Below are 18,792 nucleotides of genomic sequence, written 5' to 3' on the forward strand. Positions count from 1 at the left end.
CCCTTACTCCATCCAGATTTACTATTCGGCCAGTCTGCTGCTCCAGAGTACCCCGTTGTAAAACTACTCATATCTGGTACTTGCCCGGTATCCGTTCCGACGTGCCTCGTTGCTGCTTCTCCCAAACCAACGTTTATGAAAATGCAGAGATAACGGCTAACTGGCATCATTCCTGCTTTTGTCAGGGAGATCTACCATGCTTATTGGCTATGTACGCGTATCAACAAATGACCAGAATACCGATCTACAACGTAATGCGTTGAACTGTGCAGGATGCGAGCTGATTTTTGAAGACAAGATAAGCGGTACAAAGTCCGAAAGGCCGGGACTGAAAAAACTGCTCAGGACATTATCGGCAGGTGACACTCTGGTTGTCTGGAAGCTGGATCGGCTGGGGCGTAGTATGCGGCATCTGGTCATTCTGGTTGAGGAGTTGCGCGAACGTGGCGTTAATTTTCGCAGCCTGACGGATGCAATTGATACCAGCACACCAATGGGACGCTTTTTCTTCCATGTGATGGGTGCCCTGGCTGAAATGGAACGTGAACTGATTGTTGAACGAACAAAAGCAGGACTGGAAGCTGCTCGCGCACAGGGACGAATTGGTGGACGACGTCCCAAACTTACACCAGAACAATGGGCACAGACCGGACGATTAATTGCATCAGGAGTTCCTCGCCAGAAGGTGGCGATCATCTATGATGTTGGCATATCGACTTTGTATAAGAGGTTTCCGGTCGGAGATAAATGAAACCGTAGCACGTCGTATGCAAGAACGTGCCACGGCTGGCTGATGGACGTTCGATAGCGCGAGTTTGAATGAAAATCAGCCGGAGATGATTTTACATAATTGCTACGGAATTATTCAATACAGGAATTGCTTGTGTCTGCATGGATTGACCTGAAATATTCCCGAAAATTTCTCTAAAAAACTCGAAAAAAATGGTAACTAATTGAATGTATTAATATGCAATGGTACGTGTTAGGGATTAAAAGATGAACGTAAATTTATTCAACGCATTAATTTTAAAGGGTTTTATTGTTTGTTGACGAAAACAGGAATCGTGTTCGGTCTCTTTTTATCTGTTAAAAGCCAGAAGCATTTCCTTCGCTGACTTTATAGTCAACCATAACACACACTCTACTGTCTGAGTCCAGCGTTTTTTAACATTCTTGTTAAGATTATGTGATCTTTAGCGCGGGAGGAAAATATTGATGAAACAGCCTGCGCCCGTTTATCAGAGAATTGCGGGTCATCAATGGCGACATATCTGGCTTTCTGGCGATATACACGGTTGTCTTGAGCAGTTGCGCCGCAAATTATGGCATTGTCGTTTTGATCCGTGGCGAGATTTACTTATCTCAGTAGGAGACGTTATCGATCGTGGGCCGCAAAGTTTACGTTGTCTGCAGTTACTGGAACAACATTGGGTTTGTGCGGTAAGAGGCAATCATGAACAGATGGCGATGGATGCGCTGGCATCCCAGCAGATGTCTTTGTGGTTGATGAATGGCGGCGACTGGTTTATTGCGCTGGCAGATAATCAACAGAAACAAGCGAAAACGGCGCTGGAAAAATGTCAGCATTTGCCCTTTATTCTTGAAGTACACAGTCGTACCGGCAAACATGTTATTGCTCATGCCGATTATCCAGATGATGTTTATGAATGGCAAAAGGACGTTGATTTGCATCAGGTCTTGTGGAGCCGCTCGCGATTAGGTGAACGCCAAAAAGGGCAGGGAATTACAGGTGCTGATCATTTCTGGTTTGGTCATACACCGTTGCGACATCGCGTGGATATTGGCAACCTGCATTATATTGATACCGGTGCTGTCTTTGGGGGCGAACTGACTCTTGTGCAATTGCAATAATTAAAAATCACCATACTCCTGTGCTGGTCGCCAGAAACCATCTATAAAATCCTCAATCGGAAAACAACCGCCATGGCGGATCCGTTGATCGCTCATAGAATAAAGACACTGCTGTTCCGTGTTGTAGACATCCACAACAATATCTTCACAACCGCCATCCAGGTAGCAAACAAAAAGTACCAGCGCGAACATTTCATCCCCGAAGTGTGGTGCCGTACCGTTAAGTTTAGGAGAGATTTTACAACGGGGGAATAACCAGGACAAATAACCCGCCATGCCGACGGGTTCTTTTTGGATCAGGCAAGACGCATAATCCAGGCATCAGATTGTTGATCGTAACGGGTACGGTAAAGGACAGAGTGTTCGCCATTTAGCAGGGCAGGGATACTGGTTTCAGCATCCCAGGCATCCAGTTGCATACATAAATCGGGGTCAGATTTACAAGGAATGGTTAACGTTCGATCACCTGGCGATTCACCGTGTAATTCGCCGTCGTCGATTTCAAAAGCGCCTATGCGCACACTGGTTTTCATCTTCGTGCTCTCCATTTAGCTGCCGATTGTGGTACGACCAGTCCGATCGCACCATTTTTCAGCCTAGTTGAGGCAGCCGAATGTGCCAGTCAAAAAGTGCGCTTTTTTTGTGCGCTGTCAGGCGTTACCGGTAAAAAGTTTCCCATCGCGCACCAGTTCACGCGGATAGCTGTTTTTCAATCGCGAACCAATCCGTTTGGCTAAACCAATCGGTTGATGCTGGAAAGTAACCAATACATCATCCGCCACTGGCGCGGCTTGCGGGTAAACATCGCGCCCGCGATACCACTCCTCCGCTTCCTGCGGTGTCAGCTCGAATGCATTCATATTATCGGGTGAGGCAAGAGCAATAACCGCTTCATGCTGCCAGCGATAACCTTTGTTGTGCGTCTCGGCAAGTTTAATCCCCAACCGAGAAAATCGGACTTTACCGATCAGGGCTTCAATGCCCACCGGGAACAACCACAGTTCTTTGTCACGCTGCCAGAGGCGCAGGTTTTCATCCCAGTTTAAGCCAACACCTGCAGCCGCCTGACGAATTTGTCCAGCTTCGCGATCTTTCACCGGGCTGAACGGAAAATTACCGACTTTGTATTTGGGGGCGGGTAAGGCGGGAATCGCCTGAGTTTTACGCAGACGAGCAACGAAGAAGCCTTCGCAGTCGTAAATTTGTGGGAAAACATGCAAAAAGCCTTCTTCGGTCAGCGCTTTGTTTGCACCAGGGAAGAGATCGCCAAGTGGTAAAAACTCTACTGCGTCGGGGTAAGTCTCTTTCAGCCACAGGCAAACGGCTTCGTTTTCTTCCTGGTTTAAGGTACAGGTCGAGTAAACCAGCGTACCACCAGGACGTAATGCATGAAAGGCGCTGTCGATAAGCTCCCGTTGTGTAGCTGCGATTTCCTGATTGCTTTCTGGTGACCAGTTTTTTAGCGCATCGGGATCTTTACGCACCACGCCTTCGCCAGAGCAGGGAGCGTCCAGCAAAATGGCATCGAACATTTCTGGCACTGCCGCACCAAACACGCGGCCATCAAAATGTGTGAGCGCAACATTACTGATGCCACAGCGGCTGATATTGGCATGTAACACTTTTACCCGACTGGCGGAAAACTCATTGGCAAGGATTGCCCCTTCGTTATTCATCCGCGCGGCAATTTGCGTCGTTTTGGAGCCTGGCGCAGCTGCGACATCCATCACCCGCTGTGGTGCATTATCGTCAGCAAACAAGGCGGCAACGGGCAACATTGAACTGGCTTCCTGAATATAAAACAGGCCGCTTAAATGCTCGGCGGTACTACCCAATGGCAATGCATCTTCATTGTCGCGTTCAATCCAGAAACCTTCTTCACACCACGGAATTGGCGTAAGCGTCCAGCCATAAGGAGCGGTTAATTGCAGGAAATCAGCAACGGAGATTTTCAGCGTATTAACGCGAATGCTGCGGCGCAACGGGCGCTGACAGGCGGCAAGAAAATCATCAAATGAGAGCGTCGAAGGCATCGCTTCGCGCATTTGTGTCAGAAAGGCGTCCGGGAAATAAACGGTGTGTTGGGCCACGAGCATGTACCACTGGCAAAAAAACAGGCGCGCAGTTTAGCATAAACGCTCCGGCGCAGGCACGCCGGAGCAGTGGGCATTATTTGGGAAGCGCAGTTCCCCATTCACGCCACTCTTTCGGTTCACTTTCCTGCAACAGGAAGTGTTTGCCTTCCTGGGCTTTCGGTGCCAGTGGCGTACCCGGAGGCGTGGCGAAGGCGATGCCGCCACGGATAAACTGGTTAAAGGTGCCGGTTTTCACTACGCCGCCCGTCAGACCAAAGTCCAGACTGTAACCCGATGCCAACCAGAAGACGGAATTGTTACGCACCAGGTGTTGATAGCGTTTACTGATGCGCATCGCAATCATCACGCGATCTGACAATGTCCCCAGCGTCATTCCTGTAACCGTACCGACTTCCAGACCACGGAACAGCACAGGCGTACCAATACCTAACGAACCGGCTTCCGGCGCTTCAACAATAATGCTTAAGCCATCCAGGTAACGCGAATCAGTAATGGTGGCCTCTTGTAATTCAAAGTCGCGGCGAGGATTGCCCCGGCCTGGTTCGACGTTGATATACGGCTGGAGGATAGTATTAAGATGCTCAACGCCAGCTGCCGAAATTTGCGGTGTGACCACTGAGAAGCGCGTACCACCGCGAGCAAAGGTCTGGACATACTCCGGATAGAGCACCGCCTTTGCCTGTACTTCATTGCGCGCGGTAATCAGATCCAGCGTCTGGATTTGCCCGATATCAATACCGAGATAGCGAATTGGCATCCCGACCGCCAGTTTTCCGGCATCGAAAGCGTGAAGCGTAATCTGCCCACCAACCGCACGGGCCGCTGTTTCGGAAGCATACAGAATACGTTTGTCGCCTTTACGCTGACTGGCGCTGGCACCACTGAGGTTATCGAAGCTAATAGCCCCTTTTAATGCTCTGGAGAGCGGGGATGCCTGTACGGTCAGGCCACTACCATTCAGCTGAACTTTCGCCCCGCCTTCTGCCCAGAACACGCTATTGCTGGTCAGAAGGTTGCGATACTCCGGCTTAATATGCAGATCGATATCAAACGCGTTAGTTCGCGGACGCACGGTAATAACTTCACCAACTTCAAATTTACGGTACAGCACTACCGATCCTGCCTGCACATCCGGCAGCGTCTCTGCACTCAAACTCACGGTTGTGGTGGGTAAATCGCTAAGGCTGTTCTCCAGCGCTTTTTCCAGATTGGCATACAGTGGATAGCTGGCTTTCATCTCGCCTTTATCGCCCGGCAGAATACGTATCCCGCCGTTAATCCATTCTGAGGCGCTGGCACCGAGAAACTCAACGCCATCCAGCCCCACCTTCACGTCGACACGGCTGTTGACGACAAATTTGCTATCGCCTTTTACCAGTTCTCGATGCTGAGGCTCGATGGCGACGGTAAAGGTGACGCCTTTGCTGGTGAGTTTACGATCGATAACCTGGCCTACCTGCACGCCGTGAAGAATGAGCGGCTGACCAGCATCAATACCGTAACTTTCCGGCGCGGTCAGGGTCAGCGTCAGAACATCAGGTTCATGCAGCAGTGCTTTTTCGCCTGGCACAACAACGAACTCTTTGCGTGGCTCGCCATCGCCGGGTACCAACTCGAAGGTTTTGCCAGTCAGCAGGGCGCTGAGATTGGCATCGCTAAGGGATAATTTCGGATTACGTAATTCGATGCGGGTATTTTCACGAAGCAGGGTAACGACGCTGGGATCAACTGTCATTTCCCCAGTGACTTTACCACCAGGATTTAAATCCAGTTTAGTTAGCTGTCCGACTTCCAGTCCCTGATACATTAATGGCGTCGAGTCGGCGGTTAATCCGGCCCCACTCGGCAGTTCCAGTTTTATTATTACGCCACGCTGGCTATGGGCGAGGTCTTCATACAGACCAAAGGTATCTTCCGCCTCGGCAGGTTTCGACTCTTCTGGTGAATCGAAGGCAATCGCACCGTTAACCAGTGCCGCCAGGCTTTCCAGTTTCACCTTCGCGCCACTGATACTGACATTGGCATCAACGCCGGAAACGTTCCAGAAACGGCTACCTTTTTTCACCAGATCGGTAAAACGCCGCTCGATCAGGACATCAATCACCACGCCTTGTTTGTTGGGATTGATGGCATAGTCGTAGACTTTTCCCACCGGGATCTTGCGGAAATAGACCAATGAACCGCTGTTCAGCGAACCGAGATCGGGGGCTTGCAGGTGGATCATCAGATCGCCATTGTCCAGCCGATATTTCGGTTGGGTATCGAGTGCGACAAAGTGATCCTGCTCTTTACCTTTACCCGGCATCATGCCGATATAGTTCCCACCGACGAGGGCGTCCAGCCCGGAGACACCTGCCAACGATGCTTTTGGCGTCACCAGCCAGAATTGAGTCTCTTCGCGCAGCGCATCTTTCATATCGGACTTGATGCTGACCTTGACTTCAATCTTACGAAGATCGTCGCTGAGGCTGATATCCTGCACTGTTCCGACTTCAACGCCCTGATAACGAACAGGCGTACGGCCCGGAACAATACCATCCGCCGACATAAAGTCGATGGTGACGGTATTACCCCGGTCCTGATAACTGTCCCAAATCAGCCAACCGGCAATCATTAGCGCGATGAAAGGCAGCAGCCAGAAAGGTGAGATACGGCGTTTATTTTTAATCTGCGCTTCAGTCGTCGAAGCGGGCGTTTCCTGACTCATGTGCATCCCAAAGTAAGCGGCTGTCCAGCCATTCCACAGCAAGAATAGTCAAAATTACCGCTGCGCCGAAATAAAACGCAGCCGGTCCCATAGTAAAAGCGAGGATCTGATCGCGATTAATCAGCGACATGGTTAAAGATATGACAAACAGGTCGAGCATCGACCAGCGACCAATCCAGGTCACCATCCGCAGTAACAGAATGCGTGTGCGTAAACCTTGCTGGCATTTAAAATGAATGCTCAACAGTAAAGTGAACATGACGATCACTTTAGTAAACGGTACCAGAATACTGGCGATAAACACGATTCCCGCAACCGCAATGTTGCTACTTGCCAGCGACATAATTCCGGAAAGAATTGTATCTTCCTGCCGTCCTCCGTTCAGATAAATGATAGAAATAGGCAACAGGTTGGCAGGTAACAACAAAACGATTGACGCTAACAGCGCCGCCCAGCATTTTTGCAAACTATGACGGCGACGCAGGCGTAGCGGGATATGGCAACGCGGGCAGCGACCACGCTGATCAGGATAGCCGGTAAAATGGCACCCAAGACAGACACGAAGTTTCTCGTCCCTACGCGTAGCGGGGCGCTGCGGATAAAATCGCTCCCACAGCTCCTCGACATTAAGATGTGACAACGTCACCGTCGTTAAAATCACCAACGCCACAAAAGAGAACAAGCCGACACCCGCCTGGATATGGGCATAATCCTGTACCTTTATAGAAGCAACGCCAATGCCGACCAGGTAGATATCCAGCATTACCCACTCTTTAAGTCGCTCAAGCATCAGCAGTACCGGACGTAAATTCATTCCCAGTCGGTTACCAAACCATAAATATGCTATGGAGGACACCAGAATGAGGGGGGCACCAATAACGCAGAAAAAGACCATCGCCCCCGTTATCGTATCGCCCTGTTTGGTCATTTGCCAGATGCCTTGCATGACGTTGGCGTCGATACGAATACCTAACAGCCAGATATGCAACAGCGGTTCGCCCCAGGCAAACGGCATCAGCAACAGCATGGTGAAAGCCATTGCCGCCAGGCGCGTTAGCGACCAGTCGCGCCCGTCGCGAATTTTTGCCTGACAGCGCGGACAATAGGCACTCTGATGAGAATTTATCTCGGGCAGGCTAAACAGCATGTCACATTGCGGGCAACGTTGGTAATCACCACGCGGCAGTTCCTCGCCGATTGCCCTCACTGTTATCTTTTTTGTCGGCGTAATTTGTGGTGTGTTAAGAGCCATGACGTGCCAAATGTAATAAGAATTAACATTAATCTTAACCCATGATGGGAATGATCTTGAGCATTAACGCATTTAATGCTTATTTTAATAGGCTGGCAGTTCCAGGTAAGACAAACAAGTGATTATATAATGAACAAAACAGAATTTTACGCGGATTTAAATCGCGACTTTAACGCGCTGATGGAGGGAGAAACCAGTTTTCTGGCAACGCTTGCGAACACCAGTGCGTTGTTATACGAGCGTCTCACTGACGTAAACTGGGCAGGTTTTTATTTGCTTGAGGACGATACACTGGTACTCGGACCATTTCAGGGCAAAATTGCCTGTGTCCGGATACCCGTCGGGCGCGGGGTGTGCGGCACTGCGGTTGCCCGCAATCAAGTGCAGCGTATCGAGGATGTTCACGCGTTTGACGGGCATATTGCCTGTGATGCGGCGAGTAATTCTGAAATTGTTCTGCCGCTGGTGGTGAAAAATCAGATTATTGGTGTTCTTGACATCGATAGTACCGTCTTCGGTCGCTTTACAGACGAGGACGAGCAAGGCTTACGTCAGCTTGTGGCACAGCTTGAAAAAGTGCTTGCAACGACGGATTACAAAAAATTCTTTGCGAGCGTCGCAGGATAATCAACGGATAACGTAGCATTTACTGGTAGCGTCATTATAATGACGCCTGTTCATGCCTGCGCTTGTTGGCTACGTCCGTTGTAATCAGGAAATTTCATGGAAAATCAACCTAAGTTGAATAGCAGTAAAGAAGTAATCGCGTTTCTGGCCGAACGTTTTCCCCACTGTTTCAGTGCGGAAGGTGAAGCGCGTCCGCTGAAAATCGGTATTTTTCAGGATTTGGTCGATCGTGTTGCCGGGGAAATGAACCTGAGCAAAACGCAATTACGATCCGCTTTACGTCTCTACACTTCGAGCTGGCGTTATCTTTACGGTGTTAAACCCGGCGCAACGCGTGTCGATCTTGACGGCAACCCATGCGGTGAGCTGGACGAGCAACATGTAGAGCATGCTCGCAAGCAGCTTGAAGAAGCGAAAGCGCGTGTTCAGGCACAGCGTGCTGAACAGCAAGCGAAAAAACGCGAAGCTGCCGCAGCTGCTGGTGAGAAAGAAGACGCACCGCGCCGCGAACGCAAGCCACGTCCGACCACGCCACGCCGCAAAGAAGGCGCTGAACGTAAACCTCGTGCGCAAAAGCCGGTAGAGAAAGCGCCAAAAACAGTAAAAGCACCTCGCGAAGAACAGCACACCCCGGTTTCTGACATTTCAGCTCTGACTGTCGGACAAGCCCTGAAGGTGAAAGCGGGTCAAAACGCGATGGATGCCACCGTATTAGAAATCACCAAAGACGGCGTCCGCGTCCAGCTGAATTCGGGTATGTCTTTGATTGTGCGCGCAGAACACCTGGTGTTCTGAAACGGAGGCCGGGCCAGGCATGAACATGTTTTTTAGGCTTACCGCGTTAGCTGGCCTGCTTGCAATAGCAGGCCAGACCTTCGCTGTAGAAGATATCACGCGTGCTGATCAAATTCCGGTATTAAAGGAAGAGACGCAGCATGCGACGGTAAGTGAGCGCGTAACGTCGCGCTTCACCCGTTCTCATTATCGCCAGTTCGACCTCGATCAGGCATTTTCGGCCAAAATCTTTGACCGCTACCTGAATCTGCTCGATTACAGCCACAACGTGCTGCTGGCAAGCGATGTTGAACAGTTCGCGAAAAAGAAAACCGAGTTAGGCGATGAACTGCGTTCAGGCAAACTCGACGTTTTCTACGATCTCTACAATCTGGCGCAAAAGCGCCGTTTTGAGCGTTACCAGTACGCTTTGTCGGTACTGGAAAAGCCGATGGATTTCACCGGCAACGACACTTATAACCTTGACCGCAGCAAAGCGCCCTGGCCGAAAAACGAGGCTGAGTTGAACGCGCTGTGGGACAGTAAAGTCAAATTCGACGAGTTAAGCCTGAAGCTGGCAGGAAAAACGGATAAAGAAATTCGTGAAACCCTGACACGCCGCTACAAATTTGCCATTCGTCGTCTGGCGCAAACCAACAGCGAAGATGTTTTCTCGCTGGCAATGACGGCGTTTGCGCGTGAAATCGACCCGCATACCAACTATCTTTCCCCGCGTAATACCGAACAGTTCAACACTGAAATGAGCTTGTCGCTGGAAGGTATTGGCGCAGTGCTGCAAATGGATGATGACTACACCGTTATCAATTCGATGGTGGCAGGTGGTCCGGCAGCGAAGAGTAAAGCTATCAGCGTTGGTGACAAAATTGTCGGTGTTGGTCAAACAGGCAAGCCGATGGTTGACGTGATTGGCTGGCGTCTTGATGATGTGGTTGCCTTAATTAAAGGGCCGAAGGGCAGTAAAGTTCGTCTGGAAATTTTACCTGCTGGTAAAGGGACCAAGACCCGCACTGTAACATTGACCCGTGAACGTATTCGTCTCGAAGACCGCGCGGTTAAAATGTCGGTGAAGACCGTCGGTAAAGAGAAAGTCGGCGTGCTGGATATTCCGGGCTTCTATGTGGGTTTGACAGACGATGTCAAAGTTCAACTGCAGAAACTGGAAAAACAGAATGTCAGCAGTGTGATCATCGACCTGCGTAGCAATGGCGGTGGGGCGCTGACCGAAGCGGTATCGCTCTCAGGTCTGTTTATTCCTGCGGGTCCCATTGTTCAGGTCCGCGATAACAACGGCAAGGTTCGTGAAGACAGCGATACCGACGGGCAGGTGTTCTATAAAGGCCCGCTGGTGGTACTGGTTGACCGTTTCAGTGCTTCGGCTTCAGAAATCTTTGCCGCGGCAATGCAGGATTACGGTCGTGCGCTGGTTGTGGGTGAACCGACGTTTGGTAAAGGCACCGTTCAGCAATACCGTTCATTGAACCGTATTTACGATCAGATGTTACGTCCTGAATGGCCAGCGCTGGGTTCTGTGCAGTACACGATCCAGAAATTCTATCGCGTTAACGGCGGCAGTACGCAACGTAAAGGCGTAACGCCAGACATCATCATGCCGACGGGTAATGAAGAAACGGAAACGGGTGAGAAATTCGAAGATAACGCGCTGCCGTGGGATAGCATTGATGCCGCGACTTATGTGAAATCAGGCGATTTAACGGCCTTTGGGCCGGAGCTGCTGAAGGAACATAATGCGCGTATCGCGAAAGATCCTGAGTTCCAGAACATCATGAAGGATATCGCGCGCTTCAACGCTATGAAGGACAAGCGCAATATCGTTTCTCTGAACTACGCTGTGCGTGAGAAAGAGAATAATGAAGATGATGCGACGCGTCTGGCGCGTTTGAACGAACGCTTTAAACGCGAAGGTAAACCGGAGTTGAAGAAGCTGGATGATCTACCTAAAGATTACCAGGAGCCGGATCCTTATCTGGATGAGACGGTGAATATCGCACTCGATCTGGCGAAGCTTGAAAAAGCCAGACCCGCGGAACAACCCGCTCCCGTCAAGTAATATCAATCAGGCACAAGAAATTGTGCCTGATTTTTTAACAGCGGCAAGATGCCGTAAATCAGATGCTACAAAATGTAAAGTTGTGTCTTTCTGGTGACTTACGCACTATCCAGACTTGAAAATAGTCGCGTAACCCATACGATGTGGGTATCGCATATTGCGTTTTGTTAAACTGAGGTAAAAAGAAAATTATGATGCGAATCGCGCTCTTCCTGCTAACGAACCTGGCCGTAATGGTCGTTTTCGGGCTGGTACTGAGCCTGACAGGGATACAGTCGAGCAGCGTTCAGGGGCTAATGATCATGGCCTTGCTGTTCGGTTTTGGTGGTTCCTTCGTTTCGCTTCTGATGTCCAAATGGATGGCATTACGATCTGTTGGCGGGGAAGTGATCGAGCAACCGCGTAACGAAAGGGAACGTTGGCTGGTTAATACTGTAGCAACCCAGGCTCGTCAGGCAGGGATCGCTATGCCGCAAGTGGCTATCTACCATGCGCCGGACATCAACGCTTTTGCAACCGGTGCGCGCCGTGATGCCTCTCTGGTTGCTGTCAGCACCGGTTTGCTGCAGAACATGAGCCCGGATGAAGCCGAGGCGGTAATTGCTCACGAAATCAGCCACATCGCCAATGGTGATATGGTCACCATGACGCTGATTCAGGGCGTGGTGAACACCTTCGTTATCTTTATTTCCCGTATTCTGGCGCAGCTTGCCGCGGGTTTTATGGGCGGAAATCGTGATGAAGGTGAAGAGAGCAACGGCAACCCGCTGATCTACTTTGCGGTTGCAACGGTTCTGGAACTGGTGTTTGGTATTCTGGCGAGCATTATCACCATGTGGTTCTCGCGTCATCGTGAATTCCATGCTGATGCCGGTTCGGCAAAACTGGTTGGTCGCGAGAAAATGATTGCCGCGCTGCAGCGCCTGAAAACCAGCTATGAACCGCAAGAAGCAACCAGCATGATGGCTTTCTGCATTAACGGTAAGTCGAAATCGCTCAGTGAGTTGTTCATGACTCACCCGCCGCTGGATAAACGAATTGAAGCTCTGCGTACGGGTGAATACCTGAAGTAATATGAAGTAAATACTAAAAAGCGCGTCCTGATCGACGCGCTTTTTTTATGCCCTGGATCGTGGCTGAGTGATACGTAAACCACTGACACAGGCAGCAATCACTGCCAGAATAGCCGCAGCCATCAGCGAAACGTGCGTACCATTATCACCGAACTGATTTAGCATCAGCGCCACCAGTGCCGCGCCGCTACTCTGACCCAGTAGACGAGCCGTTCCTAACATGCCACTGGCTCCACCGCTACGTTCGCGAGGAGCGGAGGTAATAATGGTGTGGTTATTGGGTGACTGGAACAAGCCAAATCCAGCGCCACATAAGATCATCGGCCAGATAATCTTGATATCCGCAGGTGACGCGGGCAGCAGAACCAGGGAAAAAAGCCCCGCAGCCATGATGAACAACCCTAGAGCACCCAGCAATCCTGCATGTACGCGTTCAATCAAATAGCCTGCCAACGGAGCCATCACCATCGTTGCTAACGGCCACGGTGTCAGAAGTAAACCTGTTTCGACTTCACTACGCCCGAGCACGGTTTGCAGGTAAAAGGGCAGGGAAACCATTGCCAGCATTTGTGCGCAGAAAGAGCAAACAGATGTGCAAATAGAAAGTGAAAACAGCGGGATACGCAGTAAATCCACCGGTAGCAGCGGTACGGGAAGAGAAAGCTGGCGGCGAATAAAGAAAATACCAACAACAACCATTACCACCAGTTCCGCAGCAATTAACGTCAGCGATTGCCCCTGAGCGAAACCACTCAACGCAGTGATAAGCAGGCCGAAGGTTAACGCGTTCATCACGGCGCTGGGCAGGTCGAAACGGGGTTTACTGGCGCGAGAACCATTGGGTGGCAGAAAACGCATCGCCAGAAGCAGGGCGATAATACCTAACGGTACGTTGATTAAAAATAACCATTTCCAGGATGCGATGGAGAGGATTGCTGCAGCAATTGTCGGCCCGGCAGCAGAAGAAACGGCAACAATAAACGAGTTTATGCCCATCCCTCTCCCCAGAAAACGTTGTGGATAGATCAGGCGGATAAGTGCGGTATTAACGCTCATCAACGCTGCACCGCCGAAACCTTGTATGACACGCGCAAGGGTGAGCATTTGCAGCGAATCAGAAAGGGCGCAGAACAGTGAAGACAACAGAAAAACGACCAGACCGCATTTATAAATACGTCGATAGCCAAACATATCGCCCAGAAACGAAAACGAGAGCAGGGAGATGACAATGGCGATTTGATAGGCGTTCACTACCCAGATGGAACTGGCTGGCGTGGCATGAAGGTCCGTGGCGATTGTTGGCAGGGCGACGTTGGCGATTGCGCCGTCAAGGACAGCCATCGAAATACCAATCACAATGGTTAATATCGCACCGTATCGCTGGGGCAATGGCAGGCCGTCGGCCTGAACTTTTGGCATAGGAATTTTATATCTTTGGTGAATAATCAACAGGGGTATGATTCTAGCACTGATATTCACGGTGGATGTCGCAGAATTGTAACTAACCGGCAAAAGATGGATTGCGACCACCCTGGTGCGAAATTATAATAAAAAACAGTTCTGATTTTTATAAAACACTCGCAATGAGGTGATAAATGGCTAACGCAGATCTGGATAAACAGCCTGATTCTGTATCTTCCGTGCTAAAAGTTTTTGGCATTTTGCAGGCGCTGGGTGAAGAGCGCGAAATAGGGATAACCGAGCTGTCGCAGCGCGTCATGATGTCAAAAAGCACCGTTTATCGCTTTTTACAGACCATGAAAACCTTAGGTTATGTGGCGCAGGAAGGGGAGTCGGAGAAATATTCCCTGACCCTGAAATTGTTTGAACTGGGCGCTCGCGCGTTACAAAACGTCGATTTAATTCGTAGCGCAGATATCCAGATGCGTGAGATCTCCCGCCTGACCAAAGAAACTATCCACCTCGGCGCACTGGACGAAGACAGTATTGTTTACATTCACAAAATTGACTCTATGTACAATTTGCGCATGTATTCACGGATTGGGCGTCGTAATCCGCTGTACAGCACCGCGATTGGTAAGGTACTGCTGGCATGGCGCGATCTCGATGAAGTGAAGCAAATTCTTGAGGGCGTGGAGTATAAACGCAGTACCGAGCGGACCATCACCAGTACAGAAGCGTTATTACCCGTTCTGGACCAGGTGCGCGAGCAGGGGTATGGCGAAGATAACGAAGAGCAGGAAGAAGGGCTGCGATGCATTGCGGTACCGGTATTTGATCGCTTTGGCGTGGTCATTGCCGGTTTGAGCATCTCCTTCCCGACGTTGCGTTTCTCTGAAGAGCGTTTACAGGAATATGTCGCAATGTTGCATACCGCAGCGCGCAAAATTTCTGCCCAAATGGGTTATCACGACTATCCGTTCTGATGAGAGTAAGAACCTGTCGGAATATCAAACAGACAGGTTCTTTATTTAGCATGAGAAAAATAAAGTTGAAGGTGCGTTATATTAAACGCGCTTGCTATAAGAATATTTTACTCATGAGTGAGAATCTGGTTGTTTATTACCCTTAACCATTATCGACCACGATATTGCTTTTACGTAACAGTGGGCAATCTGTTATCCCCAAGAAACCACTTTTAGTGTGCAAGTATTGTACCGTGCTGGTGCCTCTGGCAGTCAGATAGGTACATTGCAAACCTAATCCTGCGGCATTCTCTTTGCTTCCAATCAAAACGCCATATCCGCTGAGTAATAATCCTATCCATACCAGTGCTATCAGCATAACTGTGCGAATGATGAATCGCATTACAACCTCTTCTCTTTTTATGTTCGCTTAATCGTAGCGGCAATATGCGCTGAAGCAAGCTACTCATTCCGAAAAAGCACGAATATCGACATAGTTAGGCGCTGTTTAACTAACGCATGCTAGTTTAATGACATAAGGTAGGTGAAGCGGAGATTGGAGTGAAAAAGTTTCGATGGGTCGTTCTGGTTGTCGTGGTGTTGGCTTGCTTGCTGCTTTGGGCGCAGGTATTCAACATGATGTGCGATCAGGATGTACAATTTTTCAGCGGAATTTGTGCCATTAACCAGTTTATCCCGTGGTGATATCATTTTTTCAGCACTAGATTTTCTTCCTCTCCAGCAGTGGTAGAATAGCGCCTCTACTCAGAGGTGGTGAAATGAACGAAGTTGTAAATTCAGGCGTGATGAACATTGCGTCTTTGGTTGTATCGGTGGTGGTTCTTCTTATCGGGCTCATCTTGTGGTTTTTTATCAATCGTGCCAGTTCTCGGACTAACGAACAGATTGAACTGCTTGAGGCGTTGCTGGATCAGCAAAAACGTCAAAATGCACTGTTACGTCGTTTGTGCGAAGCAAACGAACCAGAGAAAGCAGATAAAAAGACCGTTGAGAGTCAAAAATCGGTTGAAGACGAAGATATTATTCGTCTGGTCGCCGAACGATAATCCTTCCTCAATCTTGAGTAACCCCGTCGTTGAAGGGTTACTCAATTCATCCTGATTATACGCACTGCCATGGTGCAACTGCTTCAAATTAAAACTCTGGTCTGACTTCAAATAATTATCATATTATTTATTTGCGTAACGGGATATCAGAAAAAGATATTTTCCTCATTAATTTATTAGGATGTTTACATCGGATTTGTGATTAAGCGTGGTATTATTTATTAGCGAAACGTTTCTCTCTTGATTTTTTTTGCTCACTCATCAATTTTTCTTATTTTAAATTTACAATCCCTTTGGGGATTGACTTCTCTTTAGGGTAATTGATAGCCGTTAACTGACTGTTTTATGAGAAAAAGTGATATAACTTTTTATTCATTGCATAGCAGAAAATGTGATATTGCACGCACTATGTAATAACTTCTCCCACTGGCCTGGAACAACTGAACTTATTGAACTATGTTAGAAACTACGCCAGTTTAAGTATCTGCCTGAACTGGCAAGGTTAAGCACAATGATATATCGGCGCGTATTCCGTTGCATAAGTGTGCAAAAAAAGTGGAAGACGTATCGAGATTTGTGCGTCTGATCGAGACATGTTTAAAAATGGCTTGCCATAATTAACGTTGTATGTGATAACAGATTTCGGGTTAAACGAGGTACAGTTCTGTTTATGTGTGGCATTTTCAGTAAAGAAGTCCTGAGTAAACACGTTGACGTTGAATACCGCTTCTCTGCCGAGCCTTATATTGGTGCCTCATGCAGTAATGTGTCAGTTTTATCTATGTTATGCCTGCGGGCGAAGAAAACAATCTAAGGAATTTTTCAAATGGCAAAGATTAAAGGTCAGGTTAAGTGGTTCAACGAGTCTAAAGGTTTTGGCTTCATTACTCCGGCTGATGGCAGCAAAGACGTGTTCGTACACTTCTCCGCTATCCAGGGTAATGGCTTCAAAACTCTGGCTGAAGGTCAGAACGTTGAGTTCGAAATTCAGGACGGCCAGAAAGGTCCGGCAGCTGTTAACGTAACAGCTATCTGATCGAATCCACTGATCTGAAGTGTGAATACGCTTCAATCTCGCTATAAAGCCTCGTCGAATGCGAGGCTTTTTACTATGCTTTATCTTCGCTCCTGGCGTTCGGATATTTGCCCGCCGCGTGATTCGCGTTACACTTGCGGCCTTTAGTATCCTGCCGGAGTTGTCATGTCGTTTTCCTGTCCACTTTGCCATCAGCCTCTTTCGCGTGAAAAAAACAGCTATATCTGTCCCCAGCGACATCAGTTTGATATGGCGAAAGAAGGGTATGTCAATCTGCTGCCCGTTCAGCATAAACGGTCTCGTGATCCGGGCGACAGCGCGGAAATGATGCAAGCACGCCGCGCATTCTTAGATGCCGGACATTATCAGCCGCTGCGTGATGCAATTGTCGCCCAACTGCGGGAACGGCTTGATGAAAAGGCCACGGCGGTGCTGGATATTGGCTGTGGTGAAGGGTATTACACACACGCATTTGCCGATGCGTTGCCCGAAATCACCACGTTTGGCCTGGATGTCTCGAAGGTAGCGATAAAAGCGGCGGCGAAACGCTATCCGCAGGTCACTCTTTGTGTCGCTTCCAGCCACCGTTTGCCGTTTTCCGATACCAGTATGGACGCCATAATACGTATTTACGCGCCGTGTAAAGCAGAAGAATTAGCACGAGTAGTGAAGCCCGGCGGCTGGGTCATTACTGCCACGCCGGGACCGCGACATTTGATGGAGCTGAAGGGGCTGATTTACAATGAAGTACATCTTCATGCACCTCATGCAGAACAACTGGAAGGTTTTACATTACAGCAGAGTGATGAGTTGTGTTATCCGATGCGTCTTCGCGGTGATGAAGCCGTCGCATTATTGCAGATGACGCCGTTTGCCTGGCGTGCGAAGCCAGAAGTCTGGCAAACACTGGCAGCAAAAGAAGTGTTCGACTGCCAGACGGACTTTAATATTCACCTCTGGCAGCGTTCTTATTAACCGTGGAAGTGCGTCCAGAGGATCTGGACGCCGATGCCGATCAGTACCAGCCCGCCGAGAATTTCCGCTTTTTTCCCAATAATTGAGCCGATAAAGCGACCAACCATCATCCCTAATGTCGACATAATCAAGGTTGCACAACCAATGGCCAATGCGGTCGCGATAATGTTGACCTGCAGGAAAGCAAGACCAACACCCACAGCCATGGCATCCAGGCTGGTGGCAATCGCGGTGGTTACCAGTAGCCAGAAACCGTGCCGACGGCGCGGCTCTTCATCTTCATCATCTGCGCCACGAAAACCCTCAATAATCATTCGCCCGCCGAGGAATATCAGCAGCACAAACGCAATCCAGTGATTCCATTCAAGGACAAACCGGCTGGCTAACATGCCCATTCCCCAGCCGATCAGCGGCGTCAGGGTTTCGACGGCACCAAAAATAAGGCCGGTTCGCAATGCTTCAGAAAATTTCGGTTTATGGAGGGTGGCACCTTTACCGATTGATGCAGCAAATGCATCCATCGACATACCAAACGCAAGAAGAACAGTAGCAGTGATATTCATGACAACGTCCTGACCGGGGTATCCATAAAACACATCATCGCCCCCAGCAAACATGCATACATGAACAACAAGCCGCGATGGTTTTCGCGTTCATGCAGGCATAGCGATTGATGTGCATATGGTCTCGCCTGACTGAAAGTATTCAGTCCGTACGTGCCACGTTTTGCAACGAGTATGTTGACACGTACATTTCCGGAATCTGGAAATCGGCTACTCCCCAAATGAGGGCGCAACCTTAACATATTTTGAGAATATAAAACAACTGTTGGAATATATTATTTCATTGCTTTATTGA

20 protein-coding genes are annotated in these 18,792 nt (G+C 49.2%); 12 read left to right on the forward strand and 8 right to left on the reverse strand.

Going from position 1 to position 18,792, the window contains the following annotated elements:
* The first annotated feature begins 196 nt into the window (after positions 1-196).
* Positions 197-751: a site-specific DNA recombinase gene (gene pinE, locus QZF50_RS16895; protein ID WP_061892383.1), complete on the forward strand. Its 555-nt coding sequence runs from the start codon at positions 197-199 to the stop codon at positions 749-751.
* A gap of 464 nt (positions 752-1,215) precedes the next feature.
* A complete protein-coding gene (pphA, locus tag QZF50_RS16900; protein ID WP_000812724.1) occupies positions 1,216-1,872 on the forward strand; it encodes a protein-serine/threonine phosphatase in 657 nt (218 codons plus the stop codon).
* On the opposite strand, the gene QZF50_RS16905 is transcribed toward pphA, so the two are convergent.
* From QZF50_RS16905 to yebS, 5 genes are all read right to left on the reverse strand, one after another.
* A complete protein-coding gene (locus QZF50_RS16905; protein WP_001296140.1) occupies positions 1,873-2,064 on the reverse strand; it encodes a YebW family protein in 192 nt (63 codons plus the stop codon).
* Positions 2,065-2,168: 104 nt separating this feature from the next.
* A complete protein-coding gene (locus QZF50_RS16910; RefSeq protein WP_001295499.1) occupies positions 2,169-2,405 on the reverse strand; it encodes a YebV family protein in 237 nt (78 codons plus the stop codon).
* A 117-nt stretch (positions 2,406-2,522) separates the two neighbouring features.
* Positions 2,523-3,962: a 16S rRNA (cytosine(1407)-C(5))-methyltransferase RsmF gene (gene rsmF, locus QZF50_RS16915; protein WP_001307251.1), complete on the reverse strand. Its 1,440-nt coding sequence runs from the start codon at positions 3,960-3,962 to the stop codon at positions 2,523-2,525.
* Positions 3,963-4,041: 79 nt separating this feature from the next.
* The gene (gene yebT / locus QZF50_RS16920) at positions 4,042-6,675 is read right to left on the reverse strand and encodes a lipid-binding membrane homeostasis protein YebT (protein ID WP_290388925.1); all 2,634 of its coding nucleotides are present in this window, start codon (positions 6,673-6,675) and stop codon (positions 4,042-4,044) included.
* Entirely contained in the window at positions 6,644-7,927 is a 1,284-nt protein-coding gene (yebS, locus tag QZF50_RS16925; RefSeq protein ID WP_001207283.1) for a membrane integrity lipid transport subunit YebS, read from the reverse strand. Before yebS ends, yebT begins: the two co-directional genes overlap by 32 nt.
* A 129-nt stretch (positions 7,928-8,056) precedes the next feature.
* Between yebS and msrC the strand changes: the two genes are divergently transcribed.
* The 4 genes from msrC (at position 8,057) to htpX (ending at position 12,490) form a co-directional block, all read left to right on the forward strand.
* A complete protein-coding gene (gene msrC / locus QZF50_RS16930) occupies positions 8,057-8,554 on the forward strand; it encodes an L-methionine (R)-S-oxide reductase (RefSeq protein ID WP_061892382.1) in 498 nt (165 codons plus the stop codon).
* 96 nt (positions 8,555-8,650) lie between these two features.
* Positions 8,651-9,349: an RNA chaperone ProQ gene (gene proQ, locus QZF50_RS16935; RefSeq protein WP_000431370.1), complete on the forward strand. Its 699-nt coding sequence runs from the start codon at positions 8,651-8,653 to the stop codon at positions 9,347-9,349.
* A 19-nt stretch (positions 9,350-9,368) separates the two neighbouring features.
* Positions 9,369-11,417: a carboxy terminal-processing peptidase gene (gene prc, locus QZF50_RS16940; RefSeq protein WP_001315679.1), complete on the forward strand. Its 2,049-nt coding sequence runs from the start codon at positions 9,369-9,371 to the stop codon at positions 11,415-11,417.
* 191 nt (positions 11,418-11,608) lie between these two features.
* A complete protein-coding gene (htpX, locus tag QZF50_RS16945; protein WP_000984517.1) occupies positions 11,609-12,490 on the forward strand; it encodes a protease HtpX in 882 nt (293 codons plus the stop codon).
* A gap of 45 nt (positions 12,491-12,535) precedes the next feature.
* Here htpX and QZF50_RS16950 read toward each other — a convergent pair whose 3' ends face one another.
* Positions 12,536-13,909, reverse strand: a complete 1,374-nt coding sequence (locus QZF50_RS16950) for an MFS transporter (RefSeq protein WP_290378764.1) — start codon at positions 13,907-13,909, stop codon at positions 12,536-12,538.
* A gap of 176 nt (positions 13,910-14,085) precedes the next feature.
* On the opposite strand from QZF50_RS16950, the gene kdgR reads away from it, so the two are divergent.
* Positions 14,086-14,877, forward strand: a complete 792-nt coding sequence (gene kdgR, locus QZF50_RS16955; protein ID WP_001262174.1) for a DNA-binding transcriptional regulator KdgR — start codon at positions 14,086-14,088, stop codon at positions 14,875-14,877.
* Positions 14,878-15,019: 142 nt separating this feature from the next.
* Here kdgR and QZF50_RS16960 read toward each other — a convergent pair whose 3' ends face one another.
* Positions 15,020-15,259: a YobH family protein gene (locus QZF50_RS16960; protein WP_001211011.1), complete on the reverse strand. Its 240-nt coding sequence runs from the start codon at positions 15,257-15,259 to the stop codon at positions 15,020-15,022.
* Between the two features lie 158 nt (positions 15,260-15,417).
* Between QZF50_RS16960 and mgrB the strand changes: the two genes are divergently transcribed.
* From mgrB to rlmA, 5 genes are all read left to right on the forward strand, one after another.
* Entirely contained in the window at positions 15,418-15,561 is a 144-nt protein-coding gene (gene mgrB / locus QZF50_RS16965) for a PhoP/PhoQ regulator MgrB (RefSeq protein ID WP_000714550.1), read from the forward strand.
* A gap of 74 nt (positions 15,562-15,635) precedes the next feature.
* Positions 15,636-15,923 carry a YebO family protein gene (locus QZF50_RS16970; RefSeq protein WP_001006866.1) on the forward strand — a complete coding sequence of 96 codons (288 nt, stop codon included), beginning with the start codon at positions 15,636-15,638 and terminating at the stop codon, positions 15,921-15,923.
* A 670-nt stretch (positions 15,924-16,593) separates the two neighbouring features.
* Positions 16,594-16,737 (forward strand): DUF2627 domain-containing protein, encoded by a 144-nt coding sequence (locus QZF50_RS16975; protein WP_001295496.1) that lies wholly within the window; start codon positions 16,594-16,596, stop codon positions 16,735-16,737.
* Between the two features lie 12 nt (positions 16,738-16,749).
* Positions 16,750-16,959: a transcription antiterminator/RNA stability regulator CspE gene (cspE, locus tag QZF50_RS16980; RefSeq protein ID WP_001062678.1), complete on the forward strand. Its 210-nt coding sequence runs from the start codon at positions 16,750-16,752 to the stop codon at positions 16,957-16,959.
* Between the two features lie 165 nt (positions 16,960-17,124).
* Positions 17,125-17,934 (forward strand): 23S rRNA (guanine(745)-N(1))-methyltransferase, encoded by an 810-nt coding sequence (gene rlmA, locus QZF50_RS16985; protein WP_000010129.1) that lies wholly within the window; start codon positions 17,125-17,127, stop codon positions 17,932-17,934.
* On the opposite strand, the gene mntP is transcribed toward rlmA, so the two are convergent.
* Positions 17,931-18,497, reverse strand: coding sequence for a manganese efflux pump MntP (gene mntP, locus QZF50_RS16990; RefSeq protein ID WP_001296134.1), 567 nt, complete (start codon positions 18,495-18,497; stop codon positions 17,931-17,933). The genes rlmA and mntP overlap by 4 nt on opposite strands.
* Positions 18,498-18,792 lie beyond the last annotated feature (295 nt).

Source organism: uncultured Escherichia sp., assembly GCF_948475835.1.
Classification (GTDB): domain Bacteria; phylum Pseudomonadota; class Gammaproteobacteria; order Enterobacterales; family Enterobacteriaceae; genus ECMA0423.

Bases quoted from the DNA above. Each gene is read 5' to 3' on its own strand.
- cspE (WP_001062678.1), top strand. From the start codon at position 16,750: ATGGCAAAGATTAAAGGTCAGGTTAAGTGGTTCAACGAGTCTAAAGGT.
- kdgR (WP_001262174.1), top strand. From the start codon at position 14,086: ATGGCTAACGCAGATCTGGATAAACAGCCTGATTCTGTATCTTCCGTG.
- mntP (WP_001296134.1), bottom strand. From the start codon at position 18,497: ATGAATATCACTGCTACTGTTCTTCTTGCGTTTGGTATGTCGATGGAT.
- pinE (WP_061892383.1), top strand. From the start codon at position 197: ATGCTTATTGGCTATGTACGCGTATCAACAAATGACCAGAATACCGAT.
- QZF50_RS16950 (WP_290378764.1), bottom strand. From the start codon at position 13,909: ATGCCAAAAGTTCAGGCCGACGGCCTGCCATTGCCCCAGCGATACGGT.
- msrC (WP_061892382.1), top strand. From the start codon at position 8,057: ATGAACAAAACAGAATTTTACGCGGATTTAAATCGCGACTTTAACGCG.
- yebT (WP_290388925.1), bottom strand. From the start codon at position 6,675: ATGAGTCAGGAAACGCCCGCTTCGACGACTGAAGCGCAGATTAAAAAT.
- QZF50_RS16905 (WP_001296140.1), bottom strand. From the start codon at position 2,064: ATGTTCGCGCTGGTACTTTTTGTTTGCTACCTGGATGGCGGTTGTGAA.
- QZF50_RS16910 (WP_001295499.1), bottom strand. From the start codon at position 2,405: ATGAAAACCAGTGTGCGCATAGGCGCTTTTGAAATCGACGACGGCGAA.
- QZF50_RS16975 (WP_001295496.1), top strand. From the start codon at position 16,594: ATGTGTGGCATTTTCAGTAAAGAAGTCCTGAGTAAACACGTTGACGTT.
- QZF50_RS16970 (WP_001006866.1), top strand. From the start codon at position 15,636: ATGAACGAAGTTGTAAATTCAGGCGTGATGAACATTGCGTCTTTGGTT.
- htpX (WP_000984517.1), top strand. From the start codon at position 11,609: ATGATGCGAATCGCGCTCTTCCTGCTAACGAACCTGGCCGTAATGGTC.
- rlmA (WP_000010129.1), top strand. From the start codon at position 17,125: ATGTCGTTTTCCTGTCCACTTTGCCATCAGCCTCTTTCGCGTGAAAAA.
- proQ (WP_000431370.1), top strand. From the start codon at position 8,651: ATGGAAAATCAACCTAAGTTGAATAGCAGTAAAGAAGTAATCGCGTTT.
- yebS (WP_001207283.1), bottom strand. From the start codon at position 7,927: ATGGCTCTTAACACACCACAAATTACGCCGACAAAAAAGATAACAGTG.
- pphA (WP_000812724.1), top strand. From the start codon at position 1,216: ATGAAACAGCCTGCGCCCGTTTATCAGAGAATTGCGGGTCATCAATGG.
- QZF50_RS16960 (WP_001211011.1), bottom strand. From the start codon at position 15,259: ATGCGATTCATCATTCGCACAGTTATGCTGATAGCACTGGTATGGATA.
- prc (WP_001315679.1), top strand. From the start codon at position 9,369: ATGAACATGTTTTTTAGGCTTACCGCGTTAGCTGGCCTGCTTGCAATA.